Source organism: Streptomyces sp. S465, from assembly GCF_026898115.1.
In the GTDB taxonomy this organism is placed as follows: Bacteria; Actinomycetota; Actinomycetes; order Streptomycetales; family Streptomycetaceae; genus Streptomyces; species Streptomyces luomodiensis.
On sequence record NZ_CP114036.1, the window covers coordinates 9,295,196 to 9,311,365 of the forward strand.

Annotated in this window: 8 protein-coding genes; 7 read left to right on the forward strand and 1 reads right to left on the reverse strand. The window is 69.2% G+C overall.

All coding sequences use genetic code 11. The features are described from left to right. The first annotated feature begins 224 nt into the window (after positions 1 to 224). Entirely contained in the window at positions 225 to 1,295 is a 1,071-nt protein-coding gene (locus N6H00_RS38985) for an oxidoreductase (protein ID WP_268976638.1), read from the forward strand. 254 nt (positions 1,296 to 1,549) lie between these two features. Further along, positions 1,550 to 2,215, forward strand: a complete 666-nt coding sequence (locus N6H00_RS38990) for a maleylpyruvate isomerase family mycothiol-dependent enzyme (RefSeq protein ID WP_268976639.1) — start codon at positions 1,550 to 1,552, stop codon at positions 2,213 to 2,215. Between the two features lie 308 nt (positions 2,216 to 2,523). Here the strand turns inward: N6H00_RS38990 and N6H00_RS38995 are convergent, their stop codons facing one another. After that, positions 2,524 to 4,887, reverse strand: coding sequence for a transketolase-like TK C-terminal-containing protein (locus tag N6H00_RS38995; protein WP_268976640.1), 2,364 nt, complete (start codon positions 4,885 to 4,887; stop codon positions 2,524 to 2,526). A gap of 126 nt (positions 4,888 to 5,013) precedes the next feature. Here N6H00_RS38995 and N6H00_RS39000 point away from each other — a divergent pair, with 126 nt between their 5' ends. From N6H00_RS39000 to N6H00_RS39020, 5 genes are all read left to right on the forward strand, one after another. Continuing rightward, positions 5,014 to 5,532, forward strand: a complete 519-nt coding sequence (locus N6H00_RS39000) for an Lrp/AsnC family transcriptional regulator (RefSeq protein WP_443073172.1) — start codon at positions 5,014 to 5,016, stop codon at positions 5,530 to 5,532. 340 nt (positions 5,533 to 5,872) lie between these two features. After that, the gene (locus N6H00_RS39005) at positions 5,873 to 7,354 is read left to right on the forward strand and encodes an amidase (protein WP_268976641.1); all 1,482 of its coding nucleotides are present in this window, start codon (positions 5,873 to 5,875) and stop codon (positions 7,352 to 7,354) included. 306 nt (positions 7,355 to 7,660) lie between these two features. Continuing rightward, complete coding sequence (locus tag N6H00_RS39010; protein ID WP_268976642.1) at positions 7,661 to 7,969, forward strand: trypco2 family protein; 309 nt, start codon at positions 7,661 to 7,663, stop codon at positions 7,967 to 7,969. A 25-nt stretch (positions 7,970 to 7,994) separates the two neighbouring features. Further along, positions 7,995 to 12,278, forward strand: coding sequence for a trypsin-like peptidase domain-containing protein (locus tag N6H00_RS39015; RefSeq protein WP_268976644.1), 4,284 nt, complete (start codon positions 7,995 to 7,997; stop codon positions 12,276 to 12,278). Positions 12,279 to 12,464: 186 nt separating this feature from the next. Continuing rightward, a complete protein-coding gene (locus tag N6H00_RS39020) occupies positions 12,465 to 16,097 on the forward strand; it encodes an NACHT domain-containing protein (RefSeq protein WP_268976645.1) in 3,633 nt (1,210 codons plus the stop codon). The last annotated feature ends 73 nt before the right edge of the window (positions 16,098 to 16,170 follow it).

Here is a 16,170-nt window from a genome sequence, read left to right on the forward strand (position 1 = left end):
CCCCTGTCCGGATCGATCGGGGCCTCGTGCTGGACGGTGCGCTCGTGGAGGAGCGGCCCGACCCCCTTGTCTTCCTGTGTCTTCCTGCTCGTCAGGGTCGGCGATCGGCGGTTGACGATGGCGCGGCCCCGAAACTATCGTTCCGTATCTCGATATGCTGTTCACCATGGCGGCACGGTAGGCACATGCTCATGCCAGCCGGAACCAGGAGAGAGGTATGGCCGATGACGACGGCATCCATGGCCTGGACCCCGATTCGTCTCAGGGAGCTGTCGGTACCCAACCGGGTGTGGCTCTCACCGATGTGCCAGTACTCCGCGGACAGGTCCGGCGCCCCGACCGACTGGCACATTGCCCACTACGGGTCCCGGGCGGCAGGGGGCGTCGGCATGATCATGGTCGAATGCACCGCCGTCGCCCCCGACATGCGCACCACGGCACAGGACCTCGGGCTGTACACCGATGACCAGGTGATCGGCCACCGGCGATTGGCGGAGGCCATCACCTCCATCGGGTCGGTGGCGGCGGTCCAGCTGGGGGTCGCGGGTCGCAAGAGCTCGCACGGCGTGCCGTGGGCGAATGACGGGACCCGGAACGCGATACCACCGGAGGATGGCGGATGGCAGCCGCTTGCGCCTTCCCCGATCCCGTTCGCCGGCCTGGCCGTTCCGGCCGAGATGACCACGAAGGACGGAACGCGGGTGCTGGAGGACATCGAGCGGGCCGCCCGCAACGCCCATCGCGCGGGTTATGAGGCCATCGAACTGCATGGGGCGAACGGATATCTGCTCCACGAGTTCCTCTCGCCGCTGGCCAATCACCGTACCGACGAGTGGGGAGGCGACCCGGAGCGGCGGATGCGGTTCCCGCTGGAGATGGTGAAGGCCGTTCGCGCGGGCTGGCCGGAGGACAAGCCGGTCCTCGTCCGTCTGCCCGCCGCGGATCTGCTGGAGGGCGGTCTCACCGCCGACGATATGGCCCTGGTCGCGGCCCGCATGGGCGAGGTGGGCGTTGACATGATCGACCTCGTGACCGGGGCGCTGGTCCCGGAGGCCCTCCGGGTTGCCGAGCCCTTGCACAACGCCCAGTACGGTCCGCGCTTTCGTGCGGCAGGGGTCCTCACGGCGGCGTCCGGCATGATTGCGCAGGCGCACCACCTCGATCAGGCGATCCCGGAGCTGGTGGACGCGGTGCTGGTCGGCCGGGCCATGCTGCGCGACCCCTATTGGGCGCTGCGCGCCCTCGATGCGGACCCGCGTGCGTCATGGCCGAAGCAATACCATCGCGCGTTCTGAGGTACGCGCATCGCCCGCAGCCCGCCGCCGTATCCCCAGGACCCCGGGACGGGAAGACCTGGAAGCGGCGGACAGTTGCCGCAGCGTGCGGGATGCGGGTTCGGGGCGCGAGGAAAGTTCACGCGCGGGCGATGATTCTGCTGCGATTCTGCTGCGGGATAAGGGTCTCCTCCTTGAACGCCCCTGCCGGACGCCCACCTGTTCCGGTCCGGGTGTGGAGGCAGAGCACTACTCGTGACAGGAGACTCTCCCGAATGACTGATCCCGAACTGGCAGCAGGCCGCAGCCGGAGGGCCGGGGTCTGGCCCCTGATCCACAATGAGCGAGCGGCGCTGGCGACCGATCTCGCGGACCTGTCCGACGAGCAGTGGGCGACACCTTCGCTGTGCAGCGGATTGACGGTACGCGAGGTCCTGGCGCATCTGACTGCGGGGGCCAGCCTCAACGCCGCGCGCTGGCTGGCGGGTGTGATCCGCTGCCGGTTCGACTTTGACAAGCAGGTGGCCATGCGGCTGGCCGAGCAGCTGGGGGCAACCCCGACCGAGACCCGTGAGCGATTCCGGCACATCGTCCCGAGCACGACGAAGCCTCCGCTCCCGGCGGTGGCCATGCTGGGCGAGACGATCGTGCACGCGGAAGACATCCGGCGCCCGCTGGGAATTCGCCGTGACTATCCGATCGAGACAGTCACGCAGGTGGCCGAGTACTACCGGGGATCGGACCTCGTGGTCGTCGCCAAGGGACGCATCGGCGGCCTGCAACTCGTCGCCGCTGACGGCCCCTTCGCGGCCGGTTCCGGACCGCTCGTGTCCGGCACCAGCTTGGCCCTGGTGATGGCCATGACCGGGCGCACGACGTACTGCGATGACCTTGAAGGCGACGGTGTCGAGCTCCTCCGCGGCCGCTGCGCAATAGTGTGACGGCGTGGAGCCGTTCCTCCCAACGCTTCGCCCGGTGGAGCCGGGCCCGAGTCCGGGCCCGGCTCCACCGCGTCCCGACGCCCCCGGTCGCCGGTATGTATCGCCGGTAAAGGTGTGGAGTCCTCGCAACGACGCGGACGCTCCGGTCGTCGCTTTCCCTCGCGCGCTGACGAGAGACCGCCGGCCGGAGATGGGTGGCTGACAGGGCCCGGCCGGCCGGCGGTCGTTCGGGGTTATGCGAAGAACGGGCTTTCGCCGCCGCCCGCCGTGGGGTCACCTTCGTCCATGGGCATGCGCGAGCTCTCCTTTCAGTCGAGGAGGTCCAGCCCGGCGGCGACGATGCTGTCGGTATCGATGCCGTGGTAGCGGTAGACGTCCTCGAGGCCGCCGGACTGGCCGAAGCCGGTCACGCCGAGCGTGGCGATGGGCACGTTGTTGACCGTGGCGAGGAAGGCCAGCGTGTGCGGGTGGCCGTCGAGCACGGTGAGCAGGGGAGTGGCCCGCTCGGCCGGGAAGATCTGGTCGAGGATCCAGTCCGGGGCAGCCGCCAGCCCCCGTCGGGCCTGGAGTGCGCGGAAGAGCAGGTCCGGGCTGGTCACGCACACGACGTCGGCCCCGTAACCGAGTGCGGCCAGCCGGTCGGCGGCGGCCATGGCCTGGGGAACCGTGGCGCCCATCGCGGCCAGCGTCACTGCCGGCTGATCGTGCTGCCGTAGCCGGTAGCCGCCTGCGACCACCTGCCGGCGGCGGCGTTCGCGGGCAGCCGGGTCGCTCGGCACCGCCGCCAGGGACTGGTCGATGGGACGGGTGGACAGCCGCAGGTACGCCGAGCTCCCCTCCGGCCGGCCGAGGTTGCCGAGCGCGGCCAGCAGGCACCACTCGGTATCGATCGCGAACGCGGGCTCGTAGGCCACACACCCCGGCTGTTCGATGCCGAGCGAGGGTGTGGTGATCGACTGGTGCGCGCCGCCTTCCGGTGCGAGGGTGACGCCGGACGGCGTGCCGACCAGGATCGACTGGCCGCCGGCGTAGATACCGAAGGACCACGGCTCCAGGGCCCTGTTGACGAAGGGGTCGTAGACCACGCCGATCGGCAGCAGCGGCTGGCCCCAGCGGCTCCAGGTGGCGCCCAGTTCGCCGAGCAGGCCCACCAGGTTCGTCTCGGCGATACCCAACTCCACGTGCTGCCCGGTCGGCTTCTCCCGCCAGTGCAGGATCGTCTCCGCGTCGTCGGCGAACCAGTTGGTGCGTTCAGCGGGCGACCACACGCCCACCTTGTTGAGCCAGCCGCCCAGGTTGGTGGTGGAGCTGACGTCCGGGCTGACGGTGACGATCCGGCCCGCCGCCTGCGGTGCCTGACGAGTGAGGTCCAGCAGCACCCGCCCGAGGGCCTGCTGGGTGGTGCCGGTGCCGCTGGGTGCCGGGCGGCCAAGGTCGGGCGGGACCGTGGGCGGCGCTTGCGGCTCGCGCAGGGGACGGCGCAGCCGCCGGGCGGCGGCCGCGCACAGATCCGCTTCCGCCGAACCCTCGGTGAAACCTGTCCAGGGGTGGTCCAGGTCCGTCCCGAGGCGGTCGGCCAGTGCCCGCATCTGACCGGCGGTCAGCAGCGAGGAGTGGTTCTGCGGATGGCCCTCGGTGGGCAGCCGATGGCCTTTGACCGTGTACGCGAAGATCACGGTCGGGCGGGTGTCGTCGACGGCGTCGTACGCCTCGAGCAGCGTGCCGAGGTCATGGCCGCCCAGGTTGCGCAGTGCCGCCAGCAGAGTGGCATCGTCCAGTTCCGCGATGAGCCCGGCGATGGGGGCGGCGGTGGAGCCGGTGCCGGGCAGACGTTCGCGCAGCTGATCGGCGGAGCAGCGCAGCAACCGCTGGTACTCGGGGTTGCCCATGGCGTCGATACGGGCGCGCAGGGACTCCCCGCCGGGACGGGTGAACAACTCCTGCAGCAGATGCCCGTACTTGAGAGTGAGCACCTGCCAGCCGGCCGCGGCAAACGTGTCCCGCAGCCGTTCCGCGGCGATTCCGGGCACGACACGGTCCAGCGACTGCCGATTCAGATCCACGACCCACACCACCTCGCCCAGGCCCGGCACCGCAGGGTCATGGACCGCCTCCCAGATCGCGCCCTCGTCCAGCTCCGCGTCACCGAGCAGGGAATACTGCCGCCCGGTCCCGGCGCCGCCGAAGTGGCCCTCCACGTAGCGCCGCGCGAGGGCACCCCACAGGGGAGCGGTGGCGCCGATGCCGACCGAACCGGTGGAGTAGTCGACCGGATCGGGGTCCTTGGACCGGCTGGGATAGCTCTGCAGACCACCGAAAGCGCGCAGACTCGTCAGGTAGGACTCGTCCAGCTCGTCCAGCAGGTAGTTGATCGCGTGCAGAACGGGTGACGCGTGGGGCTTGACGGACACCCGGTCCTCGGCGCCCAGCGCGTGGAACCACAGCGCCGTCATGATCGAGGTCATCGAGGCGCTGGACGCCTGGTGGCCGCCGACCTTCAGCCCTGACGGGTTCGGCCGCACGCGGTTGGCATGGTCGACGATCGCCGTGGAGAGCCACAGCACCCGCCGCTCGACCGCCTCCAGCGTCGCGAGTTGTCCTGGCTGGACAGGCCCCCTGCCCTGAGCGTCAACGGATGCCACCTTCGGAACCACCACAGACCACCTCCGCATCCCGGGTCAAGACTCCGGGCTGTGACTTTGTGATCCGCAAGTAGACAGATAAGTCTCCGACTGCACAAGATGCGCTCCTGCGACTGAGCATTCTGCTCACATACGAGGGAAACGAGAGGACGCCGATTGAACACCGTGAACAGCAAACGGGCCCTGGATGCCACCGACGCCCGGATCCTGCTCGCCCTGGCGACCGAGCCACGCGCCACCGTCGTCGCCTTGGCCGAGCGCCTGGGTCTGTCCCGCAACACCGTTCAGGCGCGGCTGGCCAGGATGGAGCGTGGTGGCGCGCTCGGTTCCTTCGAACGCCGCATCACCCCGGACGCGCTCGGCTACCCGCTCACCGCATTCGTCACCGCACGGGTCGACCAACACCGGCTGGCCGAGGTCTCCCAGGCGCTGACAGGCATTGCCGAGGTGGTGGAGGTCTTCGGTCTCAGCGGCGAGACCGACCTGCTGGTGCGGGTCGTCGCAGCCGACGCCGAGGACCTGTACCGGATCGCGGGACAGATCCTCGCCATCCCCGATGTCGAACGCACCACCACGGCCCTGGCCATGCGCGAACTGGTGCCCCACCGCCTCACCCCACTGCTGCGCCGTGCCGCCACGGACGGCAGCCGGCGACAGGACGATGAAGGGCCCTGATGGGCGGGTCGGCCGGTCGGCGCGGCGGCACTCCACCACGGGAAGCTCGCAGCCTGAGCAGGTGTCGGCTGGTCACGCTCGTCCTCAGCCGCTGCGGACTACGCCTCTCCAGCGCACCGGCCCTCGCCGTCGGCTGCCTGCTCCCCGGCGGCCAGGCCACCTCCTGGAGCAGGGAGAAGACCAGTGCGCGCCGCGTGATGGCCTGGGGAGCCCCGCCCCGGCCCCCGTCGCGGACGGCACCGCCGCGTAGGGGGGGCGGCCGGACGCGGACCGGCGAGTGGAGCCTTGACATGCCGATGAGCCCGTTCCTAGCCTGTGCCGTGTTCAAGCACACTGTGCCATGATTCGGCACGCCGTCCGGGTGAAAGCCTCGCCTTCCGGAACGGCGACGATGGGGGTGTTCGTGACTTCTTCAGCTGGCGCGACCGTCGGCACGTACGACCCGGTCGCGTTCCGCGGACTGCGGTTTCACACGGCGGTGGAGCAGTTCCGCAGTGGCGCTGACACGCCGCGCGATTACCTGGAGCGTTGCCTTTCGAGGATCGCCGAACTCGAGCCGACCGTGCGAGCCTGGGCCGTGCTCGAGGAGTCGGGTGCGCGCGAGCAGGCTGACGCCAGCACCCGTCGCTACCGTCGGGGGGAGCCGCTCTCGCCCATCGACGGCATGCCCATCGGAATCAAGGACGTTCTGGAAACGAAGGACATGCCCACCGAGTACGGCTGCGCCGCGTACGCGGGTAACTTCCCGAAGCGGGACAACGCCGCGGTGTGGGCGCTGCGGCAGGCGGGCGCCGTCCTGGTCGGGAAAACCGTCACCACGGAACTGGCGGGCCCGGAACCCGGCCCGACGACCAACCCGTTCCACCCGGAGCACACGCCGGGTGGATCGTCGTCCGGCTCGTCAGCGGCCGTCGGGGCGTCGATGGTGCCCGCGGCGATCTCCACACAGTCCGGCGGGTCGCTCATGCGGCCTGCGAGCTTTTGCGGGAACTGGGGTCTGAAGCCGTCACGCGGGGCCATCAATCGCGGTGAACGGCAGACCGCGAGCACGACGACCCACGGCGTGGTGGCGGCGTGTCCTGAGGACATGTGGCAGGTGGCCATCGAGATCGCCCGTCGCGTGGGCGGCGATCCGGGTTGGCCGGCCTTGCGCGGGCCCGCCACGCCGCCACCGGCCCGAAAGCCCCTCACCCTCGCCGTCATGGAGACCGAAGGCTGGGACCGTCTGGACGAGCGGAGCCGCGAAGCCTTTCACCGGGTGACCCGACAGATCGAGGCCTGCGGCGTGACGGTGCTCCGGCGAGGCGACGAACCGCTGCTCGAACGATTTGAGCGGGCACTGGTCGGTGCTGCCGAGTTGACCAGTCTGATCCTCGCACGCGAGCACCTGTGGGCCTTCCGTGACCTGGTGGAGGCACACCCGGACCGCGTCAGCGCGCGGAGCAAGCGCTTCTTCATCGAAGCCGCGGAGAGGCTGGGGGCGGCAGGCTACGAGCGGGCGTTGCAGGACCGCGAAGTCGTGCAGGCGGCTTTCGCGGGTATGGGCAGCGTCGTGGACGCCGTCGTCGCGCCGACATCCACCGGCTCGGCGCCGCGGTGGCTTGGCGATGTCGCCGGAGAGCCGCCGGCGCGATGGCCGACGGGAGACCCGGTGTTCAATACGCCGAGCTCACTCTTGGGGACCCCGGCGGTGAACGTTCCGCTCATGGCGGTCGGCGGGCTGCCCTTCGGCCTTCAGGTGATGGGGCAACCGGGCACTGATGCCCGCATGGTCGCCCTCGCACGCTGGTTGGGTGAGGCCGTTGCGCCGGTCATCGCCTGATGCGGGCAAACGCGCCGTCCCGGAACCGGAACGTGGAGGGCCCGCCGTACCACGCTGAGGCGGCATGATCCGCCGCTACATCGTCTGGCGGAACGAACACGCCACTGACGGACGGCTTCGCGAGGTAGTCAACCAAGTGCCTGCGGTCGCCTGGACGCCGAGCCCAGGCGCGTACATCCTCCCGCGGCGAAAGGCATGAGCTGATGCGAGGCTCGGCGCCCGGCTGGACGAGGTGCGGCCGGTCGACGGGTGCGTCCCCGGTACTGTGTCGCCTACTACCCGACGCGCGGGCCGAGGAAGGGGAGCGTGGTGGAGCTCACCGAGATGATCCGGGAACTGCGGGCGCAGCTGACGGCCGCGGCGGCGGACGGTACGGGTGAGTCGCTCCAGTTCGAGGTCGGCCCGATCGAGATCGAGGTGAGTGTCGCCGTCAGCAAAGAGGCGGGCGGCAGCGGCAAGGTGCGTTTCCTCGTCGTCGAGGCGGGCGCTGACGGCAAGTACGCGAGGGCCGAGACACAGCGCATCACGATCACCCTTCAGCCGACATCCCCAGGTCCGGGCGGCACCCGCACGGCCACCCGGATCTCGGGGGCCGAGGTGCCGGAAGAACGCTGAGGGGTGAGGCTGGACGGTGGGGGGATTGGACATCGGCCGCGTCGCCGAGATCATCGTCACGACTGCGGCAGGTAAGGGGCTCCGAGGTTCGGGCTATTTGGTGGCGGCCGGGCGGGTTCTGACGGCGGCGCACGTGCTCACGGATGCGGTGGCCGTGCGGGTGCGGTTCGACGCGGACCGGCCGGGCGAACGGATGCTCGACGCCGAGGTGGTCTTCACGAACGTGGCGATCGATGTCGCCGTCCTCTCCGTCGCCGCCGTTGCCGGTGGGCCCGCCCGGTTCGGCCGCGTGGGCGAGCGGGACGCGGTGCTGCGGTGCAGCGCCGTGGGCTTTCCGGCGTTCAAGCTGCGGGAGGACGAGGACGGATCGCGCTACCGCGACTCCGAGCACGTACAAGGCACCTGCCCGGTGCTCTCCAACCGTCGCGAAGGCACCCTCGATCTGCATGTCCCGGCGCCGCAGGGCGACTGGGACGGCATGTCAGGGGCGGTGGCCTTCAGCGACGGCCGGATCGTCGGGATCGTGGTGATCCACCACCCGGCCGACGGTCCCGGGCGCCTGGCGGTGAGCCGTGCCGATCGCTGGGCCGAGCGCCTGTCCGCTGACGAACGGAAGATGCTTGAGAAGCTGCTGGGGACGGAACTCCTTCCGGATCGGCTGCCCGACGTGCTGGTGTCAACCGGGCCCGGCCGGACCAGAACCGGCTTTGAGGAGTTGTTGCGGGACATCGCACCACCCGAGTTGCTGGGGCGGGAGGCCGAGCTCAAGGATCTTGTGACGTTCTGTGCCGGGCGGGAGCCGTACCGGTGGCTCCGGGGTGGTCCGTGGGTGGGAAAGACGGCGCTGGTGTCGTGGTTCGCGCTGCATCCACCCCGTGGCGTGATCCCCGTGTGGTTCTTCATCACGTCACGCCTGGCCGGACAGGCGGACGTCGCCGCGTACACGGAGGCTCTCGTCCACCAGCTCGCCTGGCTGACCGGGCGGGAGCCGTCCTCGCACACCTCGCCGATCGCCAGGGACGTGGAACGCAGGCAACTGCTGAGGGAGGCGGCCGAACACGTCGCTGAGGACGGGGGCACGCTGCTGCTCATCGTCGATGGCCTTGACGAGGACCAATCCGCGCGACTCGGCAGCGGTGTGAGCATCGCCTCGCTGCTGCCGGAGCACCCGCCGGACAACGTGCGGGTGCTGGTCACCAGCCGGCCGAACCCCGCTCTTCCCTTGAGCGTCAAGCCCAGCCATCCGCTGCGTAGTTGCACGGTGCGGTGGCTCGACAGCACCCACGTGGCGCGGAACCTGGAGGACCAGGCACGGTTCGAACTGAACCAGGCGTTCGCGGGGGACGCCGTGGAGAAGGACATCGTGGGCCTGCTGGCGGCGGCGCGCGGTGGCCTGCGTCCCGAGGACCTGCGGGAGCTGAGCGGGCAGGCACTGTACGCCGTGCGGCACCGCGTGGACAGCGTCTTCGGACGAATCCTGCGCTCCCGCAGCACCGTGGCCGGTGAGCCGGCCGAGCGTCGCTACCTGTTCGCGCACGAGACGCTCTACGAGGCCGCGGTGCACACGCTCGGACCGGACATCCACCCGTACCGCGAACGCATCGAGGAATGGGCCGAGTCTTACCGCCGGCGGAGCTGGCCCGAGGACACGCCGCCGTATCTGCTGGAGTCCTACGTGCCGATGCTCGCGGAGAACGGAGACAAGGCACGGGCCATGGCCCTGGCCACGGACGCCGCTCGGCACCACCGGATGCGTGCCATCACCGGCAGCGACGCAGCCGCGTTCGCCGAGATCGACGCCGTCCGGCGGGAACTGCGTCGCAAGAACCCAGGTGACGTGGGTGACCTGGCGGTCCTCACCGCGACCGAGGACACGTTGAGCCGCCGCAACGCGCTGATGCCGGCGAACGTCCCCGCCATCGTGGCGCGGCTGGGGCAGCTCCGGCGCGCGGAGGGTCTGGCAAGGACCGTGGTGCCACCTTCTTATCGCCCCATGGCCAAGGCGTGCGCGCTCGCCGCCGTAGCCCGGGTCATGGCCGAGAGAGGTGAGCCCCGTGCGGTGGGCCTGGCGCTGGAATCCGAGCGTCTGGCAAGAGGCGTCATGGAGGACGGCAGACCGCTTCCAGCCTACGACGTCTATGCGGTATTCAGGGACGCGGCTACCGCCCTCGCGGGAGCGGGGCTCGGAGAACGGGCCCGCAGCATGGTCGGGTCTCTCCGGACCGTGCTCCTGTACGGGGAGTTCGACGGAGATGTCGAGTACGGTCCTTCCCCTCCCTTTCCCAGGTTCTCCCATGAGCGTCGTCTCGCGTCCAGGGAGGCGGCCATGGCGCTGGTCGACGTATCGGCGGCGTTGCGTGGGCGGGATGCGCTGCTCGCCGCGGACATCCTGGATGAGGCGGAGCAGGGCGCCGAGGAAGAAGCGCACGTCAGCGGCCGTGTCCAGGTACTGGCAAAGGTGCTCCGCGCCTGCTCGGGCTCCGATCGTGAACGGCACTGCCGAGTGCTCGGCCGGATCGAGAGGACGGTCACCGATCCAGCGGCCGATGCACTCCAGGCGGCAGACACCCTGTCCGCAGCGGCTGTCGCCCTGCATGATGTCCTCCCGGAACGTGCCGCCCACTGGGCCCAGGAGTTGAGTCGGCGCTTCACGTCCGGCCCTTCGACCGAGCGTGAATGGACGCGCACGAAAACGGGACAGACAGCCTATGCCCGGACCATCCAGACCCTGACGGCCCTCCACATGATCGACCACGCACAAACCCTCATTGACGCGTATGTCGGGGGTGAGGAGCTGAACCATCGGTTCAGGAGGCGATGGGAGGATCCGACGTCATCGGAGGACCCCATGTCATGGGCGGTTCTCCGTAACGACTCTCTTGCCGCGATCGCCTGCGCATGGGCGCGGGCAGGCCACGCGGACAAGGCTCGGGAAGCATTGCAGCAGCGGCGGAGACCGGGGCTCTTCGGGGAGGTGGGGACGGAGACCCGGAAGGCGGTGGCCTGCGCCCTGGCAGCGAGTGGGCTTGTCGCAGAGGCGGAGAAGTGGGCCAACTCCATGCCGGGCACTCTGGCCGCCATGGCGGAGCGCCTGTGCGAACGCGATCGGGACCAGGCCGAGCGGCTCGTCGAATCCGCAATGAACCGCTACAGCCCCATTATCGGTTACGCGGACACCGCGTTCTTCGAGGCTCTTGCCGGGGCGCTCGCCGCATGTGGAGACCAGGTCCATGCCGAGCGACTTGCCAGGCGTGCCGTGGGCAGGACGGCACGGGCCTTGGCCGCCGTGGCTCCTGCTGTCGGAGGCGGACGCGCGGCGCGTCTGACAGCGGACGCGCGCGAGTTTGCCGACCGCCCGTACATGGACAGTAAGGACAGCCGGGACAAAGGACTGGCGGCGGTCGCTGATGCCCTCGCACGGACCAGGCAACAAGACGCCGCGCTGTCCTTGCTCGCAAAGTTCGTGCAAGAGGTGGAAAGCATGGACGAATGGGGTCGGCTGATCTCTGACGATCCCGGCCGGCGGCTGAATACCATCCGAATCCCATTGGTGTCCAGCCTGTGGAAACGGGCGCCGACTGCTGCCGCCTCCCTCGCCGATGATGTGGAACGTGACTGGGACGACAAGACCGGACCCGTCTCCCACATCCTCTTCCACACCCCGCACCAGAGGGAATACAGCGTTGATCTCATGGCGCGGCTCATAGCAGCGGTCGGCGACCGGGATATGCCACGGAGCCGCCGCCTCGCCGGCAAGCTGAAGTTGCTGTCCTTACCTGACGATGAGCGCGTTCGAAGTGAAACATGGGTGCTGGCGGCGATGGCGGTCGCGAGAACCGAACCAGATCATGCCGAGGCACTGCTGCTGCGAGCTGACGCGCGCCTGCGTGTGTACACCCCCGATGAGCCTCTCACCCCCCGAAGCCTGAACGTGCGGGCGGTCTCCCACGCCGCGGCTGGAGACTACGAGACGGCCGAGGAGCTTGCCGAGCGGATACCCGCGGGCAGGGAACGAGCCACGTGCCTGGCCTCGGTGGCGGCGCTGCTGGTGGGGCTGCCGGACGACGCCACGCTTGTGCATCTCGACGTTCTCAGCGGTTCCCGCCCTCATCTGCTGCGTCTGGGCGCCGCTCTGCTCGGCCCGCCCACGGCGGCAGATATCGAGGATCGGTTGAGGCGCGCCCGTCGGCTCGTCGCCAAGGCGATGGCGAGCGAGGAGTGGTATCACGCCCTGCCGGTCCTCGCTCAGCTGGACCGGGATGCCGTCCGGAGCGTCGGAGCCGTCGTCTTCTCACACCTGGGCTTGTGACGCACTGCTCCGGAGCCCAGAAGGCTTCTGAGAACAGTGTTCCGGGTGGGTGCACCCGATGCGTGGCAGGTCGGCGGCGCTGCGGCCAGCGCGGTTGCGGGGCCGATGGGGAGTGTTTCCATGGAAGGAGGTGGTGGCCCTGCGGGTCTGGCGTGCCGAGAGCTGTTCTCGGAAGGAGAGCGCGCGATGCCGAAGGTTATTCGTCACCTGCCGGGCAAGAGGCCACCGCGCAGCGCGCCGATGGCCACCCTGGATCTGAGACGGGCGGGAGAACGGTTCCGGCGAGTCTCTCTCAGCTCTTGGCACATCGTGGCGATGCGTCTGGAGGCGCGCCGCGCAACCACCCGCCCCAAGAAGTGGCGCCGATGGATCTCGTACGCCAACGTGACCAGGATTGTCTGGCTGGTCGCCGCGCTCGCTGTCCTTGCCTGGTGCGGGGAGGGCCTGTACATACTGGTCACACATGAGACGACCCCCTTCGAGGGGTGGCTGCGGGGGAACGCGGGGTTCGACGCCGTCGTCCGCTTCGTCGGTCCGGTACTCACCGCTTCGATCGCTGCCGTGGCGTTCCTGTTCTGGTGGTACAGGGGGGCCAAGCGGCGTTACCTCGCCAAGGCACGCAAGCATCCCCGGGAGTTGGTGCTCACGGCAGGGCCGGATATCGCCGAGATTGTGGGCCGAGAGGAGGTCGCCCAGGTCATCGCCCAACGGTTGCGGGAGCGCAACACCCGCAGACCCTATGTGCTCGTTGGCGGTATCGGAGCGGGGAAGACCGCCGTCCTGGTGAGGCTGACCGAATTGCTGGCCCGGCAGCACGCCGTGCCCGTGCCGATCCGGCTGAGGGACGTTGCCAGTGCCGCCGACATGAATTTCGAACGCATGGCCAGGAAGCGATTCGCCGAGGAGGCGCCCCAGAGCATCCTGGCCCGAGCCAAGAACGAGCGAGTCTGGCAGCAGATGCTCGCCGATGACAAGCCCGTGGTCATCGCCGATGGCTTGGAAGAGGCGCTCCTTGACGAGAGTCTCCAGGAAGACCGGGACAACATCATCCGTCGGGCGATCGAGCGTGCCCATGCGGAGAAATTGCCTCTGGTCATCGCTTCCCGGCCGCACAGTCCGCTGGAGAGTACCCAAGCCGCGATCATGGAGCTGGAACCGCTGAGTGAGGAGGAGGCGCTGCACTTCCTGGAAGCACGTGTCCCGGAGACGGACGAGCGCCGGGTGGACTGGATCGTGGAGACGGCGGAGGTGACCGAATCGCCTATCTACCTTCAGATCGCCCGGGAACTGCACCGCCACGGAGCCTTGGAACGCGACCGTCCGCGCAACGACCCGCAGCGGTTGGACACCCGCAGTTGGGATCGCAGCACGCTCCGGCTGTGGCTGCTGGAGACCTGGGACCACGCCCTGTGCGAAGGCCGACTGCGCGAGGATGTCGCGCTGGCCCCGCAAGAGCGGCGCGACACCCTCGAAGTGCTCTCCGCCCTGGCGTGTATAGGACTGCTCCAGGACAAGGTGGAGGTCGGCTTCGCCGAGTTGCTCGACCAGGACGTCCACCCTGGTCCGGCGCGACGTGCGAGGGCCCGTGCGGAGCACCTTTGGGCGAGGCGACGTGGCTTCGACCGGTACGGCAAGCGCGGGAACGCCCTGTCCGAGAGGCACCGGGAACACCTATGGGACGCGCTCTGCGACAGGCTCAGCGCCGAGGAGAGCAGACGTCTGCGCGAAGGGAACATGGGCCAGTGTCAGGCCGCGCTCGCCCGTTTCGCGAACAACGCCAACAAGCTCGAGCTGGTGGAGGGATGCGAACAGAAGGTCCGTTTCCCGCACACCATCATCCAGGCGTACCTCGGTTTCCGCATGCTGAGCCATCTGGGGGAGCGCGGGGCCGGGGAACTGATCGAGCAGGTGCTGCAGCCGCCCGGTCCCAGCCGCGAACTGCTGATCGCGCTGGTGCTGTTGTCACGTCAGCAGGCGGCGAAACTCACAGCCGAGTGCGGCAGTGTCCGGGCCGAGATGAAGAAGCAGATGGCGAATCGGTGGCGACAGGCGTCCGTCAGCGGACGTAGCCTGGCCCACCGCCTCCACGCGGCCGCGAATCACCGGACGGATGACCCGAAGGTCCTCGACCTGTACGCGGCAGCCCTGGAAGTCGAGAGCGTGGAAGAAAACCCGAAACTGCTCAGCTGTATCGTCGGCACGGTGCACGCCCGCTGGGACAGCATCAAGGGGGATCGACGCACCGTCGAGGACGCAAAGCGGCGACTGCTCAAGCAACTCGGCGCGGCGCTGCGCAAGGCCTCCGACAAGATCGACACCACGCCGCTGTACGAAATGCTCTTCGAGATCGGCATTGCGGAGCCCACCTACCCCATTCGCTTGGCCGCTGCCCAAGAGTTCGGCAGCGGCGGCAATGCGGCCTTCGCTGTGATCCGCGAGCGGGTCGGTCTGAACAGTGACCCCGTGCGGGAGTACAACGAGAGGATCAGCGATCTGAAAGCCTGGAAGCGGCAGGAGCACCAGGCATGGGCCGACGAGATAAGGCGGGCGAGAGCTGCCCGCGCGTTCTCGCCGACCACTCCCGGCAAGAACATCGAACAGTTGCAACGCAACCGGCAGGATTTCAAGCGGCGGTACCAGAAGCAACGCGCCGACCTCATACGGGAGTTCGCGATGCGAGCCTGGATGCTGCCCATGCTTCTGGGCTCCGTCGACGACGCCCACCGCGACGAGGCCCGGGAACGCCTCACCAAGTGGCTGCGTCACCTCGACCCGAAGTTCACCGGCGGCGCTCCCGACCTGCCGCTCGCCCTCGAGGCCGCGCTGGCCCAGGGCTTCAAGTACGCGGCCAACCGGCGCAAACGTCACCCGCACACCTACCCGGGCAGTCGTGCCGACCTGATTCGGCAGGCGGAGACCGTGCTGCAGCAGTCTCGGTGCTGGTATGCGCAGATCAGCTTGCTCCAGGCGCTGTGCTTGTGGGAACTCCCGGACGATATCGGCCGCCATGAGCAGGACGAGGACACGTGGACATGGCCAGATGGCGATGGCCACGCGGCGCGCGAACCGTCCCGAGGAATCGGCGGGACAACCGCCGTGCAGACCGTGAAGCGCTGGCTCTCGATGGCGGGCACGGTGAACGGAGCGCCCGGACAGCCCGGTATGAGCCCTGACTCCACCCGGCCATGCGTACATCCGTTCGTCGCCGAGGCGGGCGACCTGGTTGCCCTTGCTTTGGAGACCGGGCAGGTCGAACGCTTCCTGTGGATCGACGAGAAGGGCGTCGCCGACAACATCGGCTCCCGCACCCGCACCCCCACCCACGGGGCGTACCGCAAGCACAACCTTTGGATTCCGCCTTCGGCCGGGTGGAGCACCCTCGACGGGCGTGCCCAACGACTTGTCGCCGATCTGCTGGTCATGCTGAACCTCATCGAACGGGACGGGCACCCGGACGAGGTCGAGGAGCGTCTGGCCCGCGCGGAGCAACCCGACATGCCGCTTCCGCCGTGTATCCGTGCCGACCGCGATGCACTGCGGCCCGGCTTGCGGGCCGGTGTCTCCACCCCGCCCGTACCAGGCACCACCTGCCTGGCCGACTGCACGTTCCAGCTCTGCCCGTATCCGCCCCTTGGGTCCGTATCCCGGGGCGAGATCCGTGAGCCGTTCTGCCGCCAGCAGCAGGCCCTCTTGCCTGGACGCTGGCGCCGCTGTCTTCCCAGGGGCCTGCGCAGGAAGACGCCCTACTGGGTGGGTATGCGCGTCCGGGAACTGGACCGTTTCTGGGACGCGATGGCCAGGCGAACGCGCCACTCCTAGGACGTGCCGGAGCACTGGCCGACCGGCGCGCCACCGCCAGTGCGGACGGGGGTGCCGCGGTGCCGGCTGCGCC